The 18,303-nt window shown below is 72.0% G+C and carries 11 protein-coding genes; 3 read left to right on the top strand and 8 right to left on the bottom strand.

The genetic code is table 11. The features are described 5' to 3' along the window. Window positions 1-35 precede the first annotated feature (35 nt). The 4 genes from ACS04_RS02040 to gmd form a co-directional block, all read right to left on the bottom strand. The gene (locus tag ACS04_RS02040) at window positions 36-248 is read right to left on the bottom strand and encodes a DUF6458 family protein (RefSeq protein ID WP_048474714.1); all 213 of its coding nucleotides are present in this window, start codon (window positions 246-248) and stop codon (window positions 36-38) included. Between the two features lie 122 nt (window positions 249-370). Next, the gene (locus ACS04_RS02035; protein ID WP_048474713.1) at window positions 371-1,048 is read right to left on the bottom strand and encodes a hypothetical protein; all 678 of its coding nucleotides are present in this window, start codon (window positions 1,046-1,048) and stop codon (window positions 371-373) included. 104 nt (window positions 1,049-1,152) lie between these two features. After that, a complete protein-coding gene (locus ACS04_RS02030; protein ID WP_048474712.1) occupies window positions 1,153-3,930 on the bottom strand; it encodes a CBM96 family carbohydrate-binding protein in 2,778 nt (925 codons plus the stop codon). 245 nt (window positions 3,931-4,175) lie between these two features. Then, entirely contained in the window at window positions 4,176-5,189 is a 1,014-nt protein-coding gene (gene gmd / locus ACS04_RS02025) for a GDP-mannose 4,6-dehydratase (protein ID WP_048474711.1), read from the bottom strand. Between the two features lie 217 nt (window positions 5,190-5,406). On the opposite strand from gmd, the gene ACS04_RS02020 reads away from it, so the two are divergent. After that, window positions 5,407-6,351, top strand: coding sequence for a GDP-L-fucose synthase family protein (locus ACS04_RS02020; protein WP_048474762.1), 945 nt, complete (start codon window positions 5,407-5,409; stop codon window positions 6,349-6,351). Between the two features lie 20 nt (window positions 6,352-6,371). Here ACS04_RS02020 and ACS04_RS02015 read toward each other — a convergent pair whose 3' ends face one another. After that, window positions 6,372-7,859 (bottom strand): sugar transferase, encoded by a 1,488-nt coding sequence (locus ACS04_RS02015; RefSeq protein ID WP_078864355.1) that lies wholly within the window; start codon window positions 7,857-7,859, stop codon window positions 6,372-6,374. A 380-nt stretch (window positions 7,860-8,239) separates the two neighbouring features. On the opposite strand from ACS04_RS02015, the gene ACS04_RS02010 reads away from it, so the two are divergent. After that, the gene (locus ACS04_RS02010; RefSeq protein WP_048474710.1) at window positions 8,240-10,507 is read left to right on the top strand and encodes a M4 family metallopeptidase; all 2,268 of its coding nucleotides are present in this window, start codon (window positions 8,240-8,242) and stop codon (window positions 10,505-10,507) included. A 923-nt stretch (window positions 10,508-11,430) separates the two neighbouring features. On the opposite strand, the gene ACS04_RS02005 is transcribed toward ACS04_RS02010, so the two are convergent. Both ACS04_RS02005 and ACS04_RS02000 read right to left on the bottom strand, forming a co-directional pair. Further along, a complete protein-coding gene (locus ACS04_RS02005; protein ID WP_048474709.1) occupies window positions 11,431-11,874 on the bottom strand; it encodes a hypothetical protein in 444 nt (147 codons plus the stop codon). A gap of 164 nt (window positions 11,875-12,038) precedes the next feature. Further along, window positions 12,039-13,616 carry an MFS transporter gene (locus ACS04_RS02000; protein WP_078864354.1) on the bottom strand — a complete coding sequence of 526 codons (1,578 nt, stop codon included), beginning with the start codon at window positions 13,614-13,616 and terminating at the stop codon, window positions 12,039-12,041. Window positions 13,617-13,778: 162 nt separating this feature from the next. On the opposite strand from ACS04_RS02000, the gene ACS04_RS01995 reads away from it, so the two are divergent. Then, a complete protein-coding gene (locus ACS04_RS01995; protein WP_245236243.1) occupies window positions 13,779-14,801 on the top strand; it encodes an Lrp/AsnC family transcriptional regulator in 1,023 nt (340 codons plus the stop codon). A 58-nt stretch (window positions 14,802-14,859) separates the two neighbouring features. Here ACS04_RS01995 and glgP read toward each other — a convergent pair whose 3' ends face one another. Next, window positions 14,860-17,514, bottom strand: coding sequence for an alpha-glucan family phosphorylase (gene glgP / locus ACS04_RS01990; protein ID WP_048474708.1), 2,655 nt, complete (start codon window positions 17,512-17,514; stop codon window positions 14,860-14,862). Window positions 17,515-18,303: the final 789 nt, after the last annotated feature.

Below are 18,303 nucleotides of genomic sequence, written 5' to 3'. Positions count from 1 at the left end.
GAAGTCCGTGGGGGCAGTCCCGCGGACCCTGCCGGTCACAGTTCCCGGTGGGTCTCGTCCACCACCGGCAGGGCCGCCGCGCGCCGGCGCTTGAAGACGCTCGCGTACACGGCGAGGCCGATCGCGCCCGCCGCCATCATGATCAGCCCGACGACGTCGAGATTGACGCTGTCCATCTTCCAGTCCGTCGCGAAGGTGAGGATGGCCCCCACCACGATCAGCGCGATGCAGCCGCCGATGCCTCCCATGTCATTCGCCTCCGCAGTCGTGGTTCGTCTGACCGCGCGGCTACCCGGGATGCGCACGCGAAAACGCCGCCCCCGGCCCGGAGTTCGGGCTGGGGGCGGCGTCTCGTCCTGTGCGGGGGCCGTCAGGCGGGGATCCAGGCGTAGCAGCCCGCCGACGTGAACGTGGCCGTGCCCGCCGGGATCGCGGCCGTGATCTTGTCGCCCGCCTTCACGGGGGCTTCGGGGCCCGAGGCCAGGACCGCGCCGTCCTTGCCCTTCGCCTCCCAGGTGCAGTTCGTGGCCTGGGTCAGCGCCCGGTACGTACCCGCCGCGGGCGAGGTGCGGGTCCCGTCGGGGAAGCCCTTCGACGCCGCGTCCAGGATCGGCTTCTGCTCCGGGCACAGGTACGTGATCGCGTCCTTCGCCCCCGGGATCTCCCCGGCGACGATGGCCCCGGTCGCCGCGTCCTTGTCGCGCTTCGCGGTGCGCTCCACCCGCTGGCAGGACTCCTGGCCGGTCTGCAGGACGGCCGCCGGGTCCATCTTCTCCGGGACGCGCCCGCTCAGGTACTGCTTCTCGTTCGCCTTGAAGCTGCCCGTCTTCGGGATGAGCTTCGAGTCCGGCAGGACCGGACCGGTCGGCTTCGCGTCGGGCGAGGCGGGCGCGGCCGGGGCGTCCGCCGGATCCGGGACCGACGACACGGCCGGCGGCTTCGGCTTCGCCGCCTCTGCGTCGGCCTTGCCTTCGCCGCCCGAGCCGCAGGCGGTCAGGGTCAGAGCCGCGGCCAGCAGAACAGCAGCCGCGGCGGAGCGTCGGTACATCTCTGGGCTCCTGTGTCACGTGCCGGTTGACCGGCGGAACTCGGGGGTGGAGCGCGGGGCCCGGCGGTCGTGCGTGCCGGGCCCCGCGTCCGTCAGGCGGATACTTACTTCGGGCCGAACGTGAGGACCAGCTGCGGAGCGGCGTCCGCGGCAGTCGCCTCCATGGACCAGATCCACAGCGGGTCGGTGCCCGTGCTCGTCAGGGCCATGCTGTAGCCGGTGCCCAGCACCGGGGTGAGCGCGGCGGTGTCCAGCGCGGTGCTCTGGATCGCCGAGCCGTCCGGCACGCTCGCGAACGAGCCGAGCTCGGTGGCGCCGAGTGCGGGCTTGGCGTTGAAGGTGGTGGTCGCGCCGCTCCAGGTACCGGTGACCGGGACCACGGAGATCTTGTCGGTCGTACCGGCGTTCGCCTGCGTCGACGTCTTGATCTGGAGCGAGGCGGACTTCAGGACCTGCCCGGCCGGCGCGGCCGGCAGGTTGAAGCGCAGGTACGTCTGGTACTCCGAGGTGCCGCGCACGGCCAGCGAGGTGGCCGCGCCGTTGGCGGCGCTCGGGGCGCCCTGGTTGACGTAGGTGTCCTCGGTCGCGGAGACCTTGGAGACCGTGTCGGAGGGCGCCTTGGCCAGGTCGTAGTGCTTCTTGGCCTGGGCCGCGGTGAGCGCCTTCGGGTAGATGGCCGTCTCGTCGAGCTGGCCGGCGAAGAAGTTGCTCGTCGGCTTGGTCGGCCAGCCGCTGAGGTTGTCCCCGCCGACGTGCCAGAAGCCCTCGTAGGAGACCGGGTTGGAGACGCTCTGCGTGCCCTTGCTCTGGCCGTCGACGATCAGCTCCATGCCGCTCGCACCCAGGGTGCCGACGACGTGGTGCCACTTGTTGTCGTTGTACGTGTCGAACAGGCCGGTGCTGATGGTGCGCGCCGAACCGTTGCTGATGCCGAAGACCAGGCGACCGCTGTTGGTCATGTAGATCTGCTTGTCGTACGAGCCGCTGGAGCGGTCCGTGTTGCTGCCGAAGCCGACCAGCTTGCCGCCGCGCGTGGTGTTGGTCTTGAACCACGTCTCGATCGAGTAGGCGCTGCCCACCGTCTGGCGGTGGTCGCTGTAGACCTGCTGGCTGGTGCCGTTGAAGCCCATCGCCGTGCTGGCGCCGCTGATCGCGCCGGGCGCCTGGCGCAGGGCCGGGGCGTTGAGCTGGACGCCGCTGGTGTTGCCGGCGACCGAGGAGTCGGCCACGTACGGGCTGACGACGTCGTCGTAGCGCCAGTACAGGGTGGCGCCGTCGGCGCGGACCTGGTCCGGGTAGGACTGGACCGAGCTGGGGACCGTGACCGCGGCGTTGGCCGACAGGGCGCTGGTGTTGCCCGCCGCGTCGGTGGCCGTCACGCGGTAGGTGTACGACTGGCCGGCCTTGACCGTGGTGTCGGTCCAGGAGGCCTGCGGGCGCAGCCACTCCAGGGACTCGGCGGTGACGGTGGCGATGGGGCTGGAGGAGCCGTTGCGGTAGATGCGGTACGTCAGCTTGCTGTCATCGGCGTCGTAGCTGGTGCGCCAGCGGACCTGGACCTCGTCCGGCTTGACGCTGCCGGCGCTCGCGACCGGGGTGGTCGGGGCGCCGACGTCGCCGGTGGAGGCGAAGCGGGTGAGCGCCTGCTGCGGCTTGCCGTTGATGGTGGTGAACTCACCGCCGGACCACAGGTACTTGACGCCGCTCTTCTCGGCGATGGTCAGCGTGCGCGGGCCGATGCCCTCGCCGATGCCGTCGTTGGCGGTGGGGTGCCAGCCGAGCTTGCGCGGGCTGCGCACGAAACCGTCCACGGGCGCGGGGGCGGCGCCTTCGTAGTTGGTCAGCTGCGCGTTGAAGAAGTTGCGCTTGCCGTCGGGGAACTGGCCCTCCAGCGAGCAGTCGTGCGCGTGCGAGGCGCTGTAGAGCACGCCGTCGTAGGGCAGGACGGCCTGGGTCGCGCCGAGGCAGCGGTCGCGCCACTTCTCGCTGAAGTCGCTGAGGTTCAGGCCGATGCGGCCGTCGAAGACGCCGCCGCCCGAGCCCTCGTTGCCGGTGTAGAAGCCGGTCGCGTCGGTGGCGATGTCCTTGACCACCGAGTTCGACGGGATGTTGCTGTACGTCTTGGCGACCGCGCCCGTGGTGGCGTTGACGACGGCCAGGGCGTGCGTGCTCTTGCCGTTGATGTCGAAGAAGTCGCCGCCCAGCAGGACGTTCTTGCCGTCCGGGGTGACCTCGATCGCGCGGCCCGGCTCGTCGGCGTTGGCGGTGAAGGGCTTCAGGGCGCCGGAGCCCGCGTCCACGGCGGCGAACCGCTCGCGGGTCTGGCCCTCGACGGTGCCGAAGTCGCCGGCCGCGTACACGGTGTCGTCGGTGACGGCGAGTCCGCGCACGGTGGCGGGGAAGCCCGGGTGGAAGGCGGCCTTGGGGGTGCAGGTCGCGATGTCGATCGCGGCCATGCTGGAGACCGGGGTGCCGTTGACGGCGCCGAAGTAGCCGCCCGCGTACAGGGTCTTCTTGTCCTTGGAGACTTCCAGGGCACGCACCGTCGCGCTGCCGTCGCCGGTGGTGAAGGCGAGCTTGCACGAGGTCGGATTGCCCGTCGCGGCGTCGAGCGCGACGAAGTTGACCGCTTCCTGCTCCGCGCCGCTGGCCCCGTCGGGCGGGCGGACGGCGGAGAAGGTGCCGCCGGCGAAGACCGTGCCGTTCGCCTCGGCCGTCGCGAAGACGATGCCGTTGGGCTGCCAGGTGGGCAGTTCGTCGGCGGTGAATGCCACGGGAGGCGTGATGGCGGACGCCTCGGGCATCAGCACCAGACCTATGCCGGTGCCGGCGCCGGCCAGTGACAGGACGAGGGCAGCAGTCAGCCCTCTGGATCTACGCATGAGCCCCCCAGGGCAATCGCCCGGTTTGATGGCTGGAACTATCCGAACAGCCATATGTACTGGCGCAGACTAGGGCTCCAGCGAGAACCTGGTCACCCCCCTTGACCCTTTGCATACCAACTTGGAATGAACGGTTCAGGTTGGAGGGGGCGCAGCGGACATACGGCGGGTTTGCCCCGGTCACACTCAGCGGTACCAGTGGAGATGACCGGGACACGGCAAATCGTAAGGGAAAGATAAGGCCTTCAGCGGTCGATCCGGATCGTCGCGCCCGCCAGCTGGTCCTCGACCTGCCGGATGTCCGCGTCGACCATGATCTGCGCCAGCTCGGCCACGAGCACCGTCGGCTTCCAGCCAAGCAGTTCGTTGGCCTTGGAGGCGTCGCCGATGAGGGCGTCGACCTCGCTCGGGCGCTCGTACTTGGGGTCGTAGCGCACGTGCTCCGCCCAGTCGAGGCCGGCGTGGGCGAAGGAGGACTCCACGAACTCCCGGACCGTGGCGGCCACGCCCGTGGCGACGACGTAGTCGGTCGGCTCGTCCTGCTGGAGCATCCGCCACATGGCGTCCACGTACTCGGGCGCGTAGCCCCAGTCGCGCACCGCGTCGAGGTTGCCGAGGTAGAGGTGGTCCTGGAGACCGGCCTTGATCCGGGCGACCGCGCGGGTGATCTTGCGGGTCACGAAGGTCTCGCCGCGCCGCGGGGACTCGTGGTTGAACAGGATCCCGTTGACGGCGAACATGTCGTACGCCTCGCGGTAGTTCACCGTGGTCCAGTACGCGAACACCTTCGCGGCGCCGTACGGGCTGCGCGGGTGGAACGGGGTCTTCTCGTTCTGCGGGGGCGGGGTGGCGCCGAACATCTCCGAGGACGAGGCCTGGTAGATCCGGGTGTCCACACCGCTGGCGCGGATGGCCTCCAGAAGCCGCAGGGCGCCGAGGCCGGTCACGTCACCCGTGTAGAGGGGCGCGTCGAAGGAGACGCGGACGTGCGACTGGGCGCCGAGGTTGTAGACCTCGTCGGGCCGGATCTCGCGGAGCAGGTTCACGAGCGCCACGCCGTCGGAAAGGTCGGCGTGGTGCAGGACGAAGGACCGGTTGGCGGTCTGCGGGTCCTGGTAGATGTGGTCGATCCGCTCGGTGTTGAAGCTGGAGGAGCGCCGCACCAGGCCGTGCACCGTGTAGCCCTTGGAGAGCAGCAGCTCGGAGAGGTACGAGCCGTCCTGCCCGGTGACGCCGGTTATCAGTGCGGTCTTGCCCATCTGGGTCCCCCTGGGGGTCGTAGCGGTCTGTTCTGGTGAGGCGGGGCCTCGGGGCCCGAGGGGCTGGATGCGTACCGTACACGGCCCCGCACCGCCCCCCTTCGGGCGGATTCCGGCGCGCCGGACCGTCGCGGGCCCGGGCCTGCCGGGGCGGGCGCCGGCGGCGGGGGCGGACCTCGCCCGCTCCTCGCGGACGCGGGCTGGCATCATCGGCGGTATGACAAGTTCGCTGCCGCTCCTGCCCCCGAACGCCCGCGTCTTCGTCGCGGGCCACCGCGGCCTCGTGGGCTCCGCGGTCGCCCGCCGGCTCACGGCCGACGGCCACGAGGTGCTCACCCGGGGCCGCGCCGACCTCGACCTGCGCGACGCGGCCGCCACGGGTGCGTACCTGAAGGACGTCCGCCCCGACGCCGTCGTGCTGGCGGCCGCCAAGGTCGGCGGGATCATGGCCAACAGCACGTATCCGGTGCAGTTCCTGGAGGACAACCTCAAGATCCAGCTCAGCGTCATCGGCGGCGCGCACGCCGCCGGGGTCGGCCGGCTGCTGTTCCTGGGCTCCTCCTGCATCTACCCGAAGCTGGCCCCGCAGCCCATCAGCGAGGACGCCCTGCTGACGGGGCCGCTGGAGCCGACCAACGAGGCGTACGCCCTGGCGAAGATCGCCGGCATCGTCCAGGTGCAGTCGTACCGCAAGCAGTACGGGGCCTCGTACATCTCGGCGATGCCGACGAACCTCTACGGCCCGGGCGACAACTTCGACCTGGAGAGCTCGCACGTGCTGCCCGCCCTGATCCGGCGCTTCCACGAGGCCTCCGCCGAGGGCCGCGAGGAGGTGACGCTGTGGGGCAGCGGCACCCCGCGCCGCGAGTTCCTGCACGTGGACGACCTGGCGGCCGCGTGCGCGGTGCTGCTCGGCGGCTACGACGGGGACGAGCCGGTCAACATCGGCTGCGGCGAGGACCTGACCATCAAGGCCCTCGCCGAGACGGTCGCCGAGGTGACCGGCTTCCGCGGCCGGCTCGCCTGGGACACGTCCAAGCCCGACGGCACGCCGCGCAAGCTCCTGGACGTCACGCGCCTGACCTCGCTGGGCTGGAAGCCGGAGATCGGGCTGCGGGACGGGATCGCCGCCACCTACCGGTGGTGGCGCGAGCAGGGCTGAGCACACGTACCGAGGACCTCCTAGTACGCTCCGCGGCCGTCGACGACGGCGCGGAGGGTACGGCCCATGACGTCGACGTCGCTGGTGAAGGACCAGTTGTCCACGTACTGGAGGTCGAGCTGGATCGTTTCGTCCCAGGAGAGGTCGGAGCGTCCGCTGATCTGCCACAGCCCGGTCATGCCCGGCCGGACGGTGAGCCGGCGCAGCTCGACCTCGTCGTACCGGGCCACCTCCTCCGGCAGCGGCGGGCGCGGGCCGACCAGTGACATCTGACCGCCCAGCACGTTCAGCAGCTGGGGCAGTTCGTCCATGGAGGTGCGGCGCAGCAGCCGGCCCACCCGCGTCACCCGGGGGTCGCGGCGGATCTTGAACATCAGGCCGTCGTTCTCGTTGGCCCCGGACAGCTCGTCCTTCAGCCGGTCCGCGTCGACGACCATGGTGCGGAACTTCCACATGGTGAACGGGACCCCGTCGCGCCCGATGCGCTGCTGGCGGTAGAACGCCGGGCCGCGCGAGCCGAGCCGGATCGCCAGGACGATGCCGAGGAAGACCGGCGAGAGCAGGAGCAGGCCGATGCCGGCCCCGGCCCGGTCGAGGACCGACTTGAGCAGGGTCTGTACGCCCCGGCTCACCGGCGGCGCCACCCTCAGCACGGCGAGCCCGCCCGCGGACAGGGTTTCCAGCCGCTTGACGGATACCTCGACGAGCCCGGGGAAGACGGCGAGTTCCAGCCCCGCGTCGTGCAGCGCCCAGGCGACCTTGCGCAGCCGCGCCCCGGTGATCCGGGCGCCGGGGGCGACCAGGACCAGGTCGGCGTGGTGGCTGCGGACGGCGCCGAGCACGGCGGCGGAGTCCGCGTTCGGGGCCTCGGGCGCGCGCTCGTCGAGCCGGGCCGCGACGGGCACCCCGCCTTCGAGCGGGCCGGCGCCGACCGGCACCACGCCGACCACCACGTACGGGTGGTCGGTGCGCGCGGCCAGGTGCTCGATGACGGCCCCGGCCGCGCCGGGCTCGCCGACCACCAGGACCCGGCTGACGGCGTGCGCCTCGCGGCGGGCCGCCGACAGGTGGCGGTAGGTCAGTTTGTGGCAGGCCACGGTGACGAGGAGGGCGGGGAGCAGAGCGCCGAGCGCGGACAGCCGCGGGGTGCTCTCGCCGGTCACCACACGGGCGACGGCCAGGACACCGATGAGAATCAGCCAGTCGTGCAGCACGGGCAGCACTCCGCGCGATTCTCCGAGCGCGCGGGCGGCGTAGCGGCGGCGCACCGCCTGCACGCCGGTCCACGCCAGCGCCGCGCCGAGGGCGCAGTACACCGGCCGGACCTGCTGCGCCGCATGGAAGACCAGCCCCACGGGGACCGCGGCGCCGATGAAGTCGGCCGTGACGGCGGCGGGCAGGTACCAGCGGGCCTTGTCGCCGATCCGCCTCACCGGGGCCGCTGCGAGCCCCGCCGCCGCAGCCGCCGCTCCGGCCAGTCTTTGCGCAGGAAAATGGACATGCCTCATGGGCCCCCCTGGCACGTGGTCTATGACAGTGGCGCGTGCCCGTGGCTTCCCCTGGCTTCGGACAACTGGCGCACCGGGAAACAGTACGACAAACGCCCGTACGACAAATGCCGATTGCGCGAACGAGACCTCTTGTTGCGCAAGTGTTAGCAACCGGTACCAACCGTTCCAGATATCGAACCCCTCTTTCGCACACGAAGGTGAATGGTCCGGATACCGGATGCGTCACATCGGTCAACGAACCGTTTCCAGCCAACCTTTTGACGCGACCCTGACATCAGTGCCGACAGCTGGCACTCTTCGATCCGTTCTACGCACCAGCCTGCACTGCCCGGAGGCCCACCCAGCCGTCCGGAACTCCCTTGCAGAAGGAGTCTGCGTTGAGTCACACCCCCCACAGGCGTGCCAGCGCGGCCGGCGCCCTCGTCGCCGCCGCCGCACTGCTCGCCGTCGGCATCCAGGCCGGCACCGCCTCCGCCGACGCCACCGCGTCGCAGGCACGCAACGCGGTTCAGCCCAACCCGGGCGCGGCCGCCGTCAGTCTCAGCGCGTCCGAGCGTGCGACGCTCATAGCCGACGCCAACTCGACCACCGTCCAGGCGGCCAAGGCCCTCGGCCTCGGCGAGCAGGAGAAGCTGGTCGTACGCGATGTCGTCAAGGACGCCGACGGCACCACGCACACCACGTACGAGCGCACCTACGGCGGACTCCCCGTGCTCGGCGGCGACCTGACGGTCCACGCCAAGGGCGGCGTCACCAAGAGCATCACCAAGGCCACCAACCACGAGATCAAGGTCGCGGACACCACGGCGACCGTGACCCCGGCGGGTGCCGAGGGCCAGGCCGTCTCCGCGGCCAACGCCGCCGGCTCCAAGGACGCCAAGGCGTCCAAGAGCGCCCGCAAGGTGATCTGGGCCGCCGAAGGCGCCCCCGTCCTCGCTTGGGAGACCGTCGTCGGCGGCCTCCAGGACGACGGCACCCCGAGCGAACTGCACGTGGTCACCGACGCCAAGACCGGCGCGAAGATCACCCAGTGGCAGGCCATCGAGACCGGCACCGGCAACACCATGTACAGCGGTCAGGTCACGCTGGGCACCTCCCAGTCGGGCAGCAACTACACGCTGACCGACGCCGGGCGCGGCAACCACAAGACGTACGACCTCAACGGCGGCAGCTCCGGCACCGGCAGCCTCTTCACCAACACGACCGACGTGTGGGGCAACGGCGCCGCGTCCAACCGCGCGACCGCCGGTGCCGACGCGCACTACGGCGCACAGCTGACGTGGGACTACTACAAGAACGTGCACGGCCGCAACGGCCTGCGCAACGACGGCGTGGCCCCGTACAGCCGGGTCCACTACGGCAACGCGTACGTGAACGCGTTCTGGGACGACTCCTGCTTCTGCATGACGTACGGCGACGGTACGAGCAACACGCACCCGCTGACGTCCATCGACGTGGCCGCCCACGAGATGACCCACGGCCTCACCTCGGTCACCGGCAACATGACCTACAGCGGTGAGCCCGGCGGTCTGAACGAGGCGACCTCCGACATCATGGCGGCGAACGTCGAGTTCTACGCCAACAACCCGCAGGACGTCGGCGACTACCTGGTCGGCGAGAAGATCGACATCAACGGTGACGGCACCCCGCTGCGCTACATGGACAAGCCGAGCAAGGACGGCGGCTCCAAGGACGCGTGGTACTCGGGCATCGGCAGCATCGACGTCCACTACTCCTCGGGCCCGGCCAACCACGTCTACTACCTGATGTCCGAGGGCTCCGGCGCCAAGGTCATCAACGGCGTGAGCTACAACTCGCCGACCTCGGACAACCTCCCGGTCACCGCGATCGGCCGTGACGCCGCCGCGAAGATCTGGTTCCGCGCGCTGACGGTGGGCTACTTCAAGTCGAACACCAACTACGCGGCCGCCCGTACGGCGACCCTCCAGGCCGCCGCCGACCTGTACGGCCAGGGCTCGACCACGTACAACAACGTGGCCAACGCCTGGGCCGGCATCAACGTCGGCGCGCGCATCGTCTCCGGCGTCTCGGTGACCCCGATCGCCAACCAGACCACCCAGGTCAACACCGCTGTGAGCCTCCAGGTCCAGGCGACCAGCACCAACCCGGGCGCGCTCAGCTACGCGGCGACCGGCCTGCCGGCCGGCCTGTCGATCAACTCCTCGACCGGTCTGATCTCGGGCACGGCCACCACCGCGGGCACGTCCAACGTGACCGTGACGGTGACCGACTCGCAGAGCAAGACGGGCACGACGTCCTTCACCTGGACCGTCGGCACGTCCCAGCAGAACGTGTTCGAGAACACGAACGACTACGCGATCGCCGACAACTCGACCGTCGAGTCCCCGATCGTCGTGACCCGCACGGGCAACGCCCCGAGCGCCCTCAAGGTGGACGTGAACATCATCCACACCTACGTCGGTGACCTGGTGGTCGACCTCGTCGCCCCCGACGGCTCCGTCTACAACCTGCGCAACCGCACCGGCGGCAGCGCGGACAACATCATCCAGCAGTTCACGGTGAACGCCTCCTCCGAGGTCGCCCAGGGCACCTGGAAGCTCCGGGTCCGTGACGCCGCCACGCTGGACACCGGCAAGATCGACAGCTGGAAGCTCACCTTCTGACCCACCGGGGCAGGCGGGTGAGGCCACACGGCTGACCCACTGAAAACGCGGGGCCGTCCGGGAGAGACCCTCCCGGGCGGCCCTGTTCCATGCGCCCCTGCCGTACGGGACCTGCGCCCCTGCGAGCGGGGACCTTCGGCCGCCGTCGACGGCCCCCGCGCACCGGACCTACGCAACCGTGGGGGCTGGGCGACCCGCCGCCCGGCGGGCACGCACGCCGCGCGCCGGCCGCCTTCCCGCTCCCGGAACTCGCGCAGACAGCGCTCGACTGCCACTTCCGCCCGGACGGCCTCGGCGAGGATCCTGGTGCCCGGATGCGGACCACCCCGCGGCTGCGCGCCGCCGGCGGCGCTCCGGCGGAAGTCCTCACCGTCCTCGGAAACTTCGCCGAGGTCTGGCTCGCCAAGGAGGGAACACGATGGTGTCGTCGGAGTCAACTGTCTGGAGAAGATCCAGCTCGCCACCGCCCCGGCGATGTTCGGCGCGATCCTGGCAGGCGTCGACCACGTGCTCGTGGGCGCGGGAGTCCCCGGTCAGATCCCTGCCCTCGCCGACCGGCTGGCGCGCTGCGAACCCTGTGTGACGCGGATCGCGGAGTCGGGGATCGCGCGTGCGCTGCGCGAGGAGCTCCTGGACCGGGCGCACGCCGGCACCCTGACGGTGCGACACGCGGGGGCGGCTGTGCCTGTGCAACGGCCTGCTGGCCACGATCGGCCTGGCACAGCGGCGGCCGGGCGGGCGGGCGGAACCACCGCTGGTGACGATCGGCAAGGACCTGTCGTTCCTGCCGAGGCTCTCCCCGGACGCGTCCCCTTACACGGCGGCGGACGTGGTGCGGTGGCCGGCGCCCGGAGCGCGCTGACGACCGTGGGGCCCGGCCTTCCCGGGGGGGGCGGGCCCCCCGTGGTCGGCGGACCCTGAGGTCAGCCGTGGTTGCGGAAGGCGGAGCGGAGGTCGTCGTCGTCCCAGCGCTCATCGCCGCAACCGCCCCGGCGGAAGCCGTCGTGGCAGTCGTCGTGGTGGCTGCGGACCGGCACGAACGTCACCGAGCGGACGTCGACGTCGTACACCGTGTCGCCGGGCTGGAGCTCTCGTTCCACCCGGCCGCCGCAGCCGAAGTCCGGGTAGAGCAGGGCCCGCGACTCGGTGCCGTTGTGCACGGCCGTGGCCGGGCGGCCGCGCGAAGTGCCCGTCAGTTCGTAGCACGTGTCGTTGTCCGCCGGGCGGATCTGCGCACGCTCGTCGTTGTCGATGATGTATTGCAGGCGGCCGAGGTCGTCGTGGCCTCCGGCCAGCGAGGGGCCGGCGGCGGGCAGGACGAGGGTGAGGGCGCCGAGGAACGCGACGGCGGTCTGGCGAAGACGCATGGGGCAGTCCGTTTCTGTGGGCACAGGGTGCCGCGCCGGTGGCACCCGGCAGGCAGGGGCGAGAGCGGTATTCCACGCCGACGCGCTGCGCCATGCCCTGCACGTGCGAAGGTTCACCCTGCCGGCCCGACCACTTTCACCCGCACGGCCCCGCCCGCCGCCCCCTACGCGGATGCGCGTTCGGATGCCGAGGAGCCCCCGGTGGCCGGACGGGGAACCGGGGCCGCCGCCGCCCCGGCCGGCGCCACGGCATGGCTCTGCGCCGGCATCTGCGCCTGCGCGGGAGCCTGCTCCTTCGTACGGACGAGCACCAGCACCAGCAGCGCGCCCGCCAGCCCCATCAGCCCCGAGACCAGGAACGTCTCCCGCAGCCCGCTCGCGAAGGCCCGCTCCACCCAGACCCTGGCCGCCGGACCCGACGCCAGCAGCTGACCGGCCCGCCCCGAGGCCAGCGCCTCGGCCGCGCCGCGCCCCTGGCCGGAGCCGCCGAGCCCGTCCCGCAGCCCGGCCTGGAAGACCGCGCCGAGCACCGCGACACCGAGCGCCATGCCCAGCTGCCGCGCGGTGTTCAGGGCGCCGCCGGCCATGCCCGCCCGGGCCGGGGCCACGGCGCCCATCGCGGCGGCCGCCAGGGCCGGGGTCGCCATGCCCACGCCGAGCCCGGTCACCACCAGTCCCGGGACCAGGACGGACCAGCCGTCGCCCGCGTCCGTCATCCAGGCCTGGAGCAGCGCGCCCGCTCCGATCAGCAGCAGCCCGCCGCCGATGGTCAGCCGCGCCGGAGCCCCGTGCAGCAGCCGCCCGGCCGCCGCGGAGACGGCGAACGAGGAGATGCTCAGCGGCACCAGCACCAGGCCGGCGGAGACCGGCCCCATCCCCTGCGCGGACTGCAGCCACAGGGAGACGTACATCAGGTACGAGAAGGCAGCCCCGGACAGCAGCAGAGCCCCGGCCATCACGCCGACGAAGGAGCGGCTGCGGAACAGCGAGAGGTCCAGCATCGGGCGGGGGCTGCGCAGTTCGACGAGGACGAAGGCGGCGAAGGCGGCCACGCCGAGGCCGAACAGGGCGAGGGTGGGGGCTCCGGTCCAGCCGTCCTCGCCGACGCGGATCAGCGCGTACGTGACGGCCGCGGCCCCCGTGGTGAAGGCGGCCATGCCGGGCAGGTCGAGGCCCTTGGCGCGGGGGTCGCGGGACTCGGCGACCGACCGGCAGGTCACGTACACGGCCAGGGCGCAGACGGGGAGGTTGATGAAGAAGATCCAGCGCCAGCCGAAGTGCTGCGTGAGCAGGCCGCCCAGGATCGGGCCGGCCGCGGCGGCGGCGCCGTTGACCGCGCCCCAGACGCCGAAGGCGACCCCGCGGTCGCGGCCCTGGTAGGCACTGCTCAGCAGGGCCATGGTGGTCGCGAACATCGCGGCGCCGCCGATGCCCTGGACGGCGCGGAACGCGATCAGCGCGGCCGGGCCGCCGGCCAGCCCGCAGGCGAGCGAGGCGGCGGCGAAGATCCCGAGCCCCGCGAGGTAGACCCGGCGGCGGCCGATCCGGTCGGCGAGGGAACCGGCGCCGAGCAGGAGCGCGGCGAGGGCCAGGGCGTAGCCGTCGATGACCCACTGGAGACCGGAGAAGGAGGTGTGCATGTCGGCGGCCATGTCGGGCAGGGCGACCATCACGATCGTGACGTCGACCAGGAGCATGAACGCCCCGAGGCACACCGCGGTGAGCGGGAGCCATTTACGCATGGAGGAACTCCTCGGGACCCGGAGGTCCGGCAGGGGATGGACGAGAGGGTTGTTCAGGGGGAAGGCGGTGGTTCCAAAATCCCAGCCGGGCGACCGAGCCCCCACCCAGACCCCTGCGCCTGCCGGATTTCCCCCATCACGCGTCCTGTCATGATGGAAACCATGACGACACCCGTACAGCCGGACGAGCTCGACCGGGGCCTGATGGAGGCCCTGATGATCGACGGGCGGGCCGCCTTCAGCAAGATCGCCGAGGTGCTGGAGGTCTCCGACCAGACGGTGGTGCGCCGCTACCGCCGGCTGCGGACCTCGGGGCTGCTCCGGGTGATCGGGCTCCCGCTGGGCAATCGCGTCGGGCTCTTCGAATCCTGGCTGCGGGTGCAGTGCGCGCCGGACGCCGCGCTCTCGGTGGCCGGGGCGCTGGCCCGGCGGCCGGACATCTCCTGGGTGAAGCTCGGCTCCGGCGGCACCGAGATCAACTGCCTGACCAAGGCCAGGACCCGGCAGGACCGCGACGGGCTGCTGCTGGACAAGCTCCCGCGCACCCGCCGGGTGACCGGGGTCAGCGCCCACACCATCCTGCGGGTGTACTACGGCGGCCCGTCGGGGTGGTGCGGCCTGGACGTGCTGCGGCCCGACCAGGTCGAGGCGCTGGGGCAGGCCACGGCCAGGCCGCCCGTGGTGCACGGGCAGGAGCAGGAGCGGTACGCCCTGGACGAGGCCGAGCAGGCGATGCTCGCGGTGCTGGCGCAGGACGGCCGGGCCGGCTATCCGGAGCTGGCCCGGGCCTCCGGTCTGTCGGAGTCCACCGCGCGCCGGCGCCTGGACCGGCTGCGGGAGCTCCGCGCGCTCTACTTCGACCTGGAGCTCGTCCCCTCGGCCCTGGGCTTCGACGCCGAGGCGACGCTCCTGCTGACCGCGGCCCCGGCCCGGCTGGCGGAGGCGGGGGCCGCGCTGGCCGGCCATCCGGAGGTGCCGTTCGCGGCCGCGGTGACGGGGACGGCCAACCTGATGGCCGCGGTGGTGTGCCGGGACACCGACGCGCTTTACACCTACCTGACCGAGCGGATCGGCGCGGTCCCCGGCATACGGCACGTGGAGGTGATCCCGACCCTGCGCAACATCAAGCGGGCCGGGATGCTGGTCGAGGGCGGGCGGCTGGTCGATCCGCCGCCCGCCCCCTGACCTCTGCCCGGGGAGCCCCGAAGGCTCCCGGCCGGAGCCCCGAAGGCCCCGGCCGCCGCTAGCGCAGCAGCACGCCGCCGCCCGCGCCCGCGTCACCGGCCGCGTCGGTCTCCACCGGGGCCGCGACCAGCCCCAGTTCGGCCGGGGTCGCCAGCATCGGGTGCGCGGGCAGGATCCGTACGGTGTAGCCGTAGGGCCCCGTACGGTCGAGGGCGAGCGGGCCCTCGTACATCCAGCGCCCCTCCAGGTCGGGCCCGGCGGTGGGCTTGAGCGGGAAGGAGCGCCCGCCCTGGATCACGTCCTGCGGATCCACCCGCCCGGCGACGGCCTGGACCTCCACGTCCTCGGGCGTGAGGGCGTCCAGCGCGACGCGCACCCGCAGGGTGAGGGTGGCCCCGAGCTCGGCCGTACCGCCCACCGGGGCCGCCGCCAGAGCCTCCACGTGCTCGACGGTGACCCGCGGCCAGGCCGCCCGGACCCGCCCCTTCCACCAGGCCAGGTCCCGCGCCGCGTCCGCGGTGAGGGCCCGGTGGGCGCGGGCGGCCGGGGCGTACAGCCGCTCCACGTACTCGCGCACCATGCGGCCCGCGAGCACCTTGGGCCCCAGCGAGACGAGGGTGCGACGGACCATCTCGATCCACCGCACCGGCAGCCCGCTGCGGCCCGCCCGGTCGTAGAACCGGGGGGCGACCCGGTCCTCGATCAACTCGTAGAGGGCTCCGGCCTCCAGGTCGTCGCGCCGGTCCTCGTCCGTGCCGAGCCCGTCGGCCGTGGGAATGGCCCAGCCGAAGTCCGGTTCGAACCATTCGTCCCACCAGCCGTCCAGCACGGACAGGTTGAGGCAGCCGTTGAGCGCCGCCTTCATCCCGCTGGTCCCGCAGGCCTCCAGCGGCCGCAGCGGGTTGTTCAGCCAGACGTCGCAGCCCGGGTAGAGCTTCTGCGCCATGGCCATGCCGTAGTCGGGCAGGAAGACGATCCGGTGGCGCACCCGCGGATCGTCGGAGAAGCGCACCAGCTCCTGGACCAGCCGCTTGCCCCCGTCGTCGGCCGGGTGGGCCTTGCCCGCGACGACGATCTGCACGGGCCGGTCCGGGTCGAGCAGCAGCGCGCGCAGCCGCTCGGGGTCGCGCAACATCAGCGTGAGCCGCTTGTACGAGGGCACGCGCCGGGCGAAGCCGATGGTGAGCACGTCCGGGTCGAGAACGGAGTCCACCCAGCCGAGTTCGGCCTCCGCGGCCCCGCGCTGGAGCCAGGAGGCCCGCAGCCGGTCGCGCACCTCCTGCACCAGCTGCTCGCGCAACACCCTCCGCAGGTCCCAGATGTCCTGGTCGCCGATGTCGGCGACCGCGTCCCAGCGCTGGGATCCTCCCACCGACAGCGCGTCCTCGGTGCGCCCGGCGCCGATCTGGCGCGCGCCCAGGCGGACCACCTCGGGGGCCACCCAGGTCGGGGCGTGCACGCCGTTGGTCACGGAGGTGATCGGCACGTCGGCCGGGTCGAAGCCCGGCCACAGGCCGGCGAACATGCCGCGGCTGACGGCGCCGTGCAGGGTCGAGACCCCGTTGGCCCGCTGGGCCAGGCGCAGCCCCATCACCGCCATGTTGAAGACCCCGGGGTCGCCGCCGGGATAGGACTCGGCGCCCAGTTCCAGGATCCGGTCGACCGGCAGGGCGGCCAGCTCCGCGCCGGGCCCGAAGTGCCGGGCGACCAGGGACCGGTCGAAGCGGTCGATGCCGGCGGGCACCGGCGTGTGCGTCGTGAACACCGTCCCGGCGCGCACCGCCTCGACGGCGGCCTCGAAGCCGAGCCCCTGCTCCCCTTCCAGTTCCCTTATGCGTTCGAGCCCGAGGAAGCCGGCGTGCCCCTCGTTGGTGTGGAACACCTCGGGGTCGGGGTGCCCGGTGATCCCGCAGTACGCGCGCACCGCGCGCACGCCGCCGATGCCGAGCAGCATCTCCTGGAGGAGGCGGTGGTCGCTGCCGCCGCCGTAGAGCCGGTCGGTCACCTCGCGGGCGCCGGCGTCGTTGTCCTCGACGTCGGAGTCGAGGAGCAGCAGCGGTACGCGGCCGACGCGGGCCTGCCAGATGTGCGCGTGCAGGGCGCGGCCGCCCGGCAGGCTCAGGCTCACCCGGGCCGGTGCCCCCTCGCCGTCGCGCAGCAGGGAGACGGGCAGTTCGTTGGGGTCGAGGACGGGATAGTGCTCCTGCTGCCAGCCGTCCCGGGAGAGGGACTGGCGGAAGTAGCCGTGGCGGTACAGCAGTCCCACGCCGATGAGCGGGACGCCGAGGTCGCTGGCGGCCTTGAGGTGGTCCCCGGCCAGGATGCCGAGGCCGCCGGAGTACTGCGGCAGGGCGGCGGTGATCCCGAACTCGGGTGAGAAGTAGGCGATCCCGGCGGGCAGCTCGGCATGGTCCTCGTGACTCTGGTACCACCTCCCGCCGTGGACGTAGTCGTCGAGGTCGGCGGCGACGACGGCGAGGCGGCGCAGGAACCGCCGGTCTGAGGCCAGTTCCTCCAGCCGGGGTCCGGAGACCGCGCCGAGCAGCCGGACGGGATCGCCGCCGGCGGCCTGCCAGCCCTCTGGGTCGACGGATTGGAAGAGTTCACGGGTCTCGGTATGCCACGACCAGCGCAGATTTCGCGCGAGATCGGCAAGCGGAAGCAATGGTTCCGGGAGGACGGGGCGCACGGTGAATCGACGGATAGCCTTCACACGTTCTACCTTCGCAGGCGATTGCGGATCGAAGCGGACGCACCACGCTGTGCGTCCGCGCATCACCCCGGGAAGGCTAGCTTCACCGGGGCCCCGCCTGCCACAGCGCCTCGTGCACCGGACCCCCCGCCGCGCGCGGGGGTGCGGCCGATCGGGTGGTCCGGGGCCCGGTGCGGCTCTTCGCGGTGGATGCCGGCCCAGCCGTTCGCGGTGGAGGCCGGCGCGCCCGGGCGGCGGCCGTCCGCAGCGGGGGCCGAAGGGCCCGGCCCGCCCGGAACGCCGGGAAGGGTGACGGGCGGGCGGTGAGCGAGCACCCCGTACGAGTGGCACGCGGCAGGAGGGTTCCCTCCGAAAAAAGGGAGGTGGATTCAGGACATTCCGACGGCGGGAACGTCACGTGGAAGACACACGGAAGGGTCCTCTGACCCCTCCTCAGAAGGGATTCGTCACTCCGGATATACCGCCCTCACGCTCCCAAATCACCGGTCACGGGTGAGGATCGTGATGCCTGTGGGACAAGGGTCGTCAGGACGTACATCCGTTAGTCCCAACCGACTTGACTGAGCCTCGGCGGATGTCGGCCAACACCTTGGTACGGGCCGCGCGACTACGTACGAGTAGTTAACCGAGCGCACTGATTGAGCGGGGCGAGAGTGGGCAGGGCTCCCCGCGTACCCGCACGGCACCCCGCCCCACCACCTCTCCCGCCACCCGAGTGAACGCGGACAGGAGCGGCCATGCCCGCAGCCCAGCCGTCTTCCGAGCGGCTAGAAACAGAGCGAACAGAGC

The organism is Streptomyces roseus (assembly GCF_001044425.1).
GTDB lineage: Bacteria > Actinomycetota > Actinomycetes > Streptomycetales > Streptomycetaceae > Streptomyces > Streptomyces roseus.
Note: the sequence above shows the minus strand (reverse complement) of the source record. Positions and strands in the feature narration are given on the sequence as shown.

Excerpts from the sequence above, each read along its gene's own strand:
- ACS04_RS02040 (WP_048474714.1), bottom strand. The coding sequence starts at position 248 with ATGGGAGGCATCGGCGGCTGCATCGCGCTGATCGTGGTGGGGGCCATC.
- ACS04_RS02035 (WP_048474713.1), bottom strand. The coding sequence starts at position 1,048 with ATGTACCGACGCTCCGCCGCGGCTGCTGTTCTGCTGGCCGCGGCTCTG.
- ACS04_RS02030 (WP_048474712.1), bottom strand. The coding sequence starts at position 3,930 with ATGCGTAGATCCAGAGGGCTGACTGCTGCCCTCGTCCTGTCACTGGCC.
- gmd (WP_048474711.1), bottom strand. The coding sequence starts at position 5,189 with ATGGGCAAGACCGCACTGATAACCGGCGTCACCGGGCAGGACGGCTCG.
- ACS04_RS02020 (WP_048474762.1), top strand. The coding sequence starts at position 5,407 with ATGACAAGTTCGCTGCCGCTCCTGCCCCCGAACGCCCGCGTCTTCGTC.
- ACS04_RS02015 (WP_078864355.1), bottom strand. The coding sequence starts at position 7,859 with ATGAGGCATGTCCATTTTCCTGCGCAAAGACTGGCCGGAGCGGCGGCT.
- ACS04_RS02005 (WP_048474709.1), bottom strand. The coding sequence starts at position 11,874 with ATGCGTCTTCGCCAGACCGCCGTCGCGTTCCTCGGCGCCCTCACCCTC.
- ACS04_RS02000 (WP_078864354.1), bottom strand. The coding sequence starts at position 13,616 with ATGCGTAAATGGCTCCCGCTCACCGCGGTGTGCCTCGGGGCGTTCATG.
- ACS04_RS01995 (WP_245236243.1), top strand. The coding sequence starts at position 13,779 with ATGACGACACCCGTACAGCCGGACGAGCTCGACCGGGGCCTGATGGAG.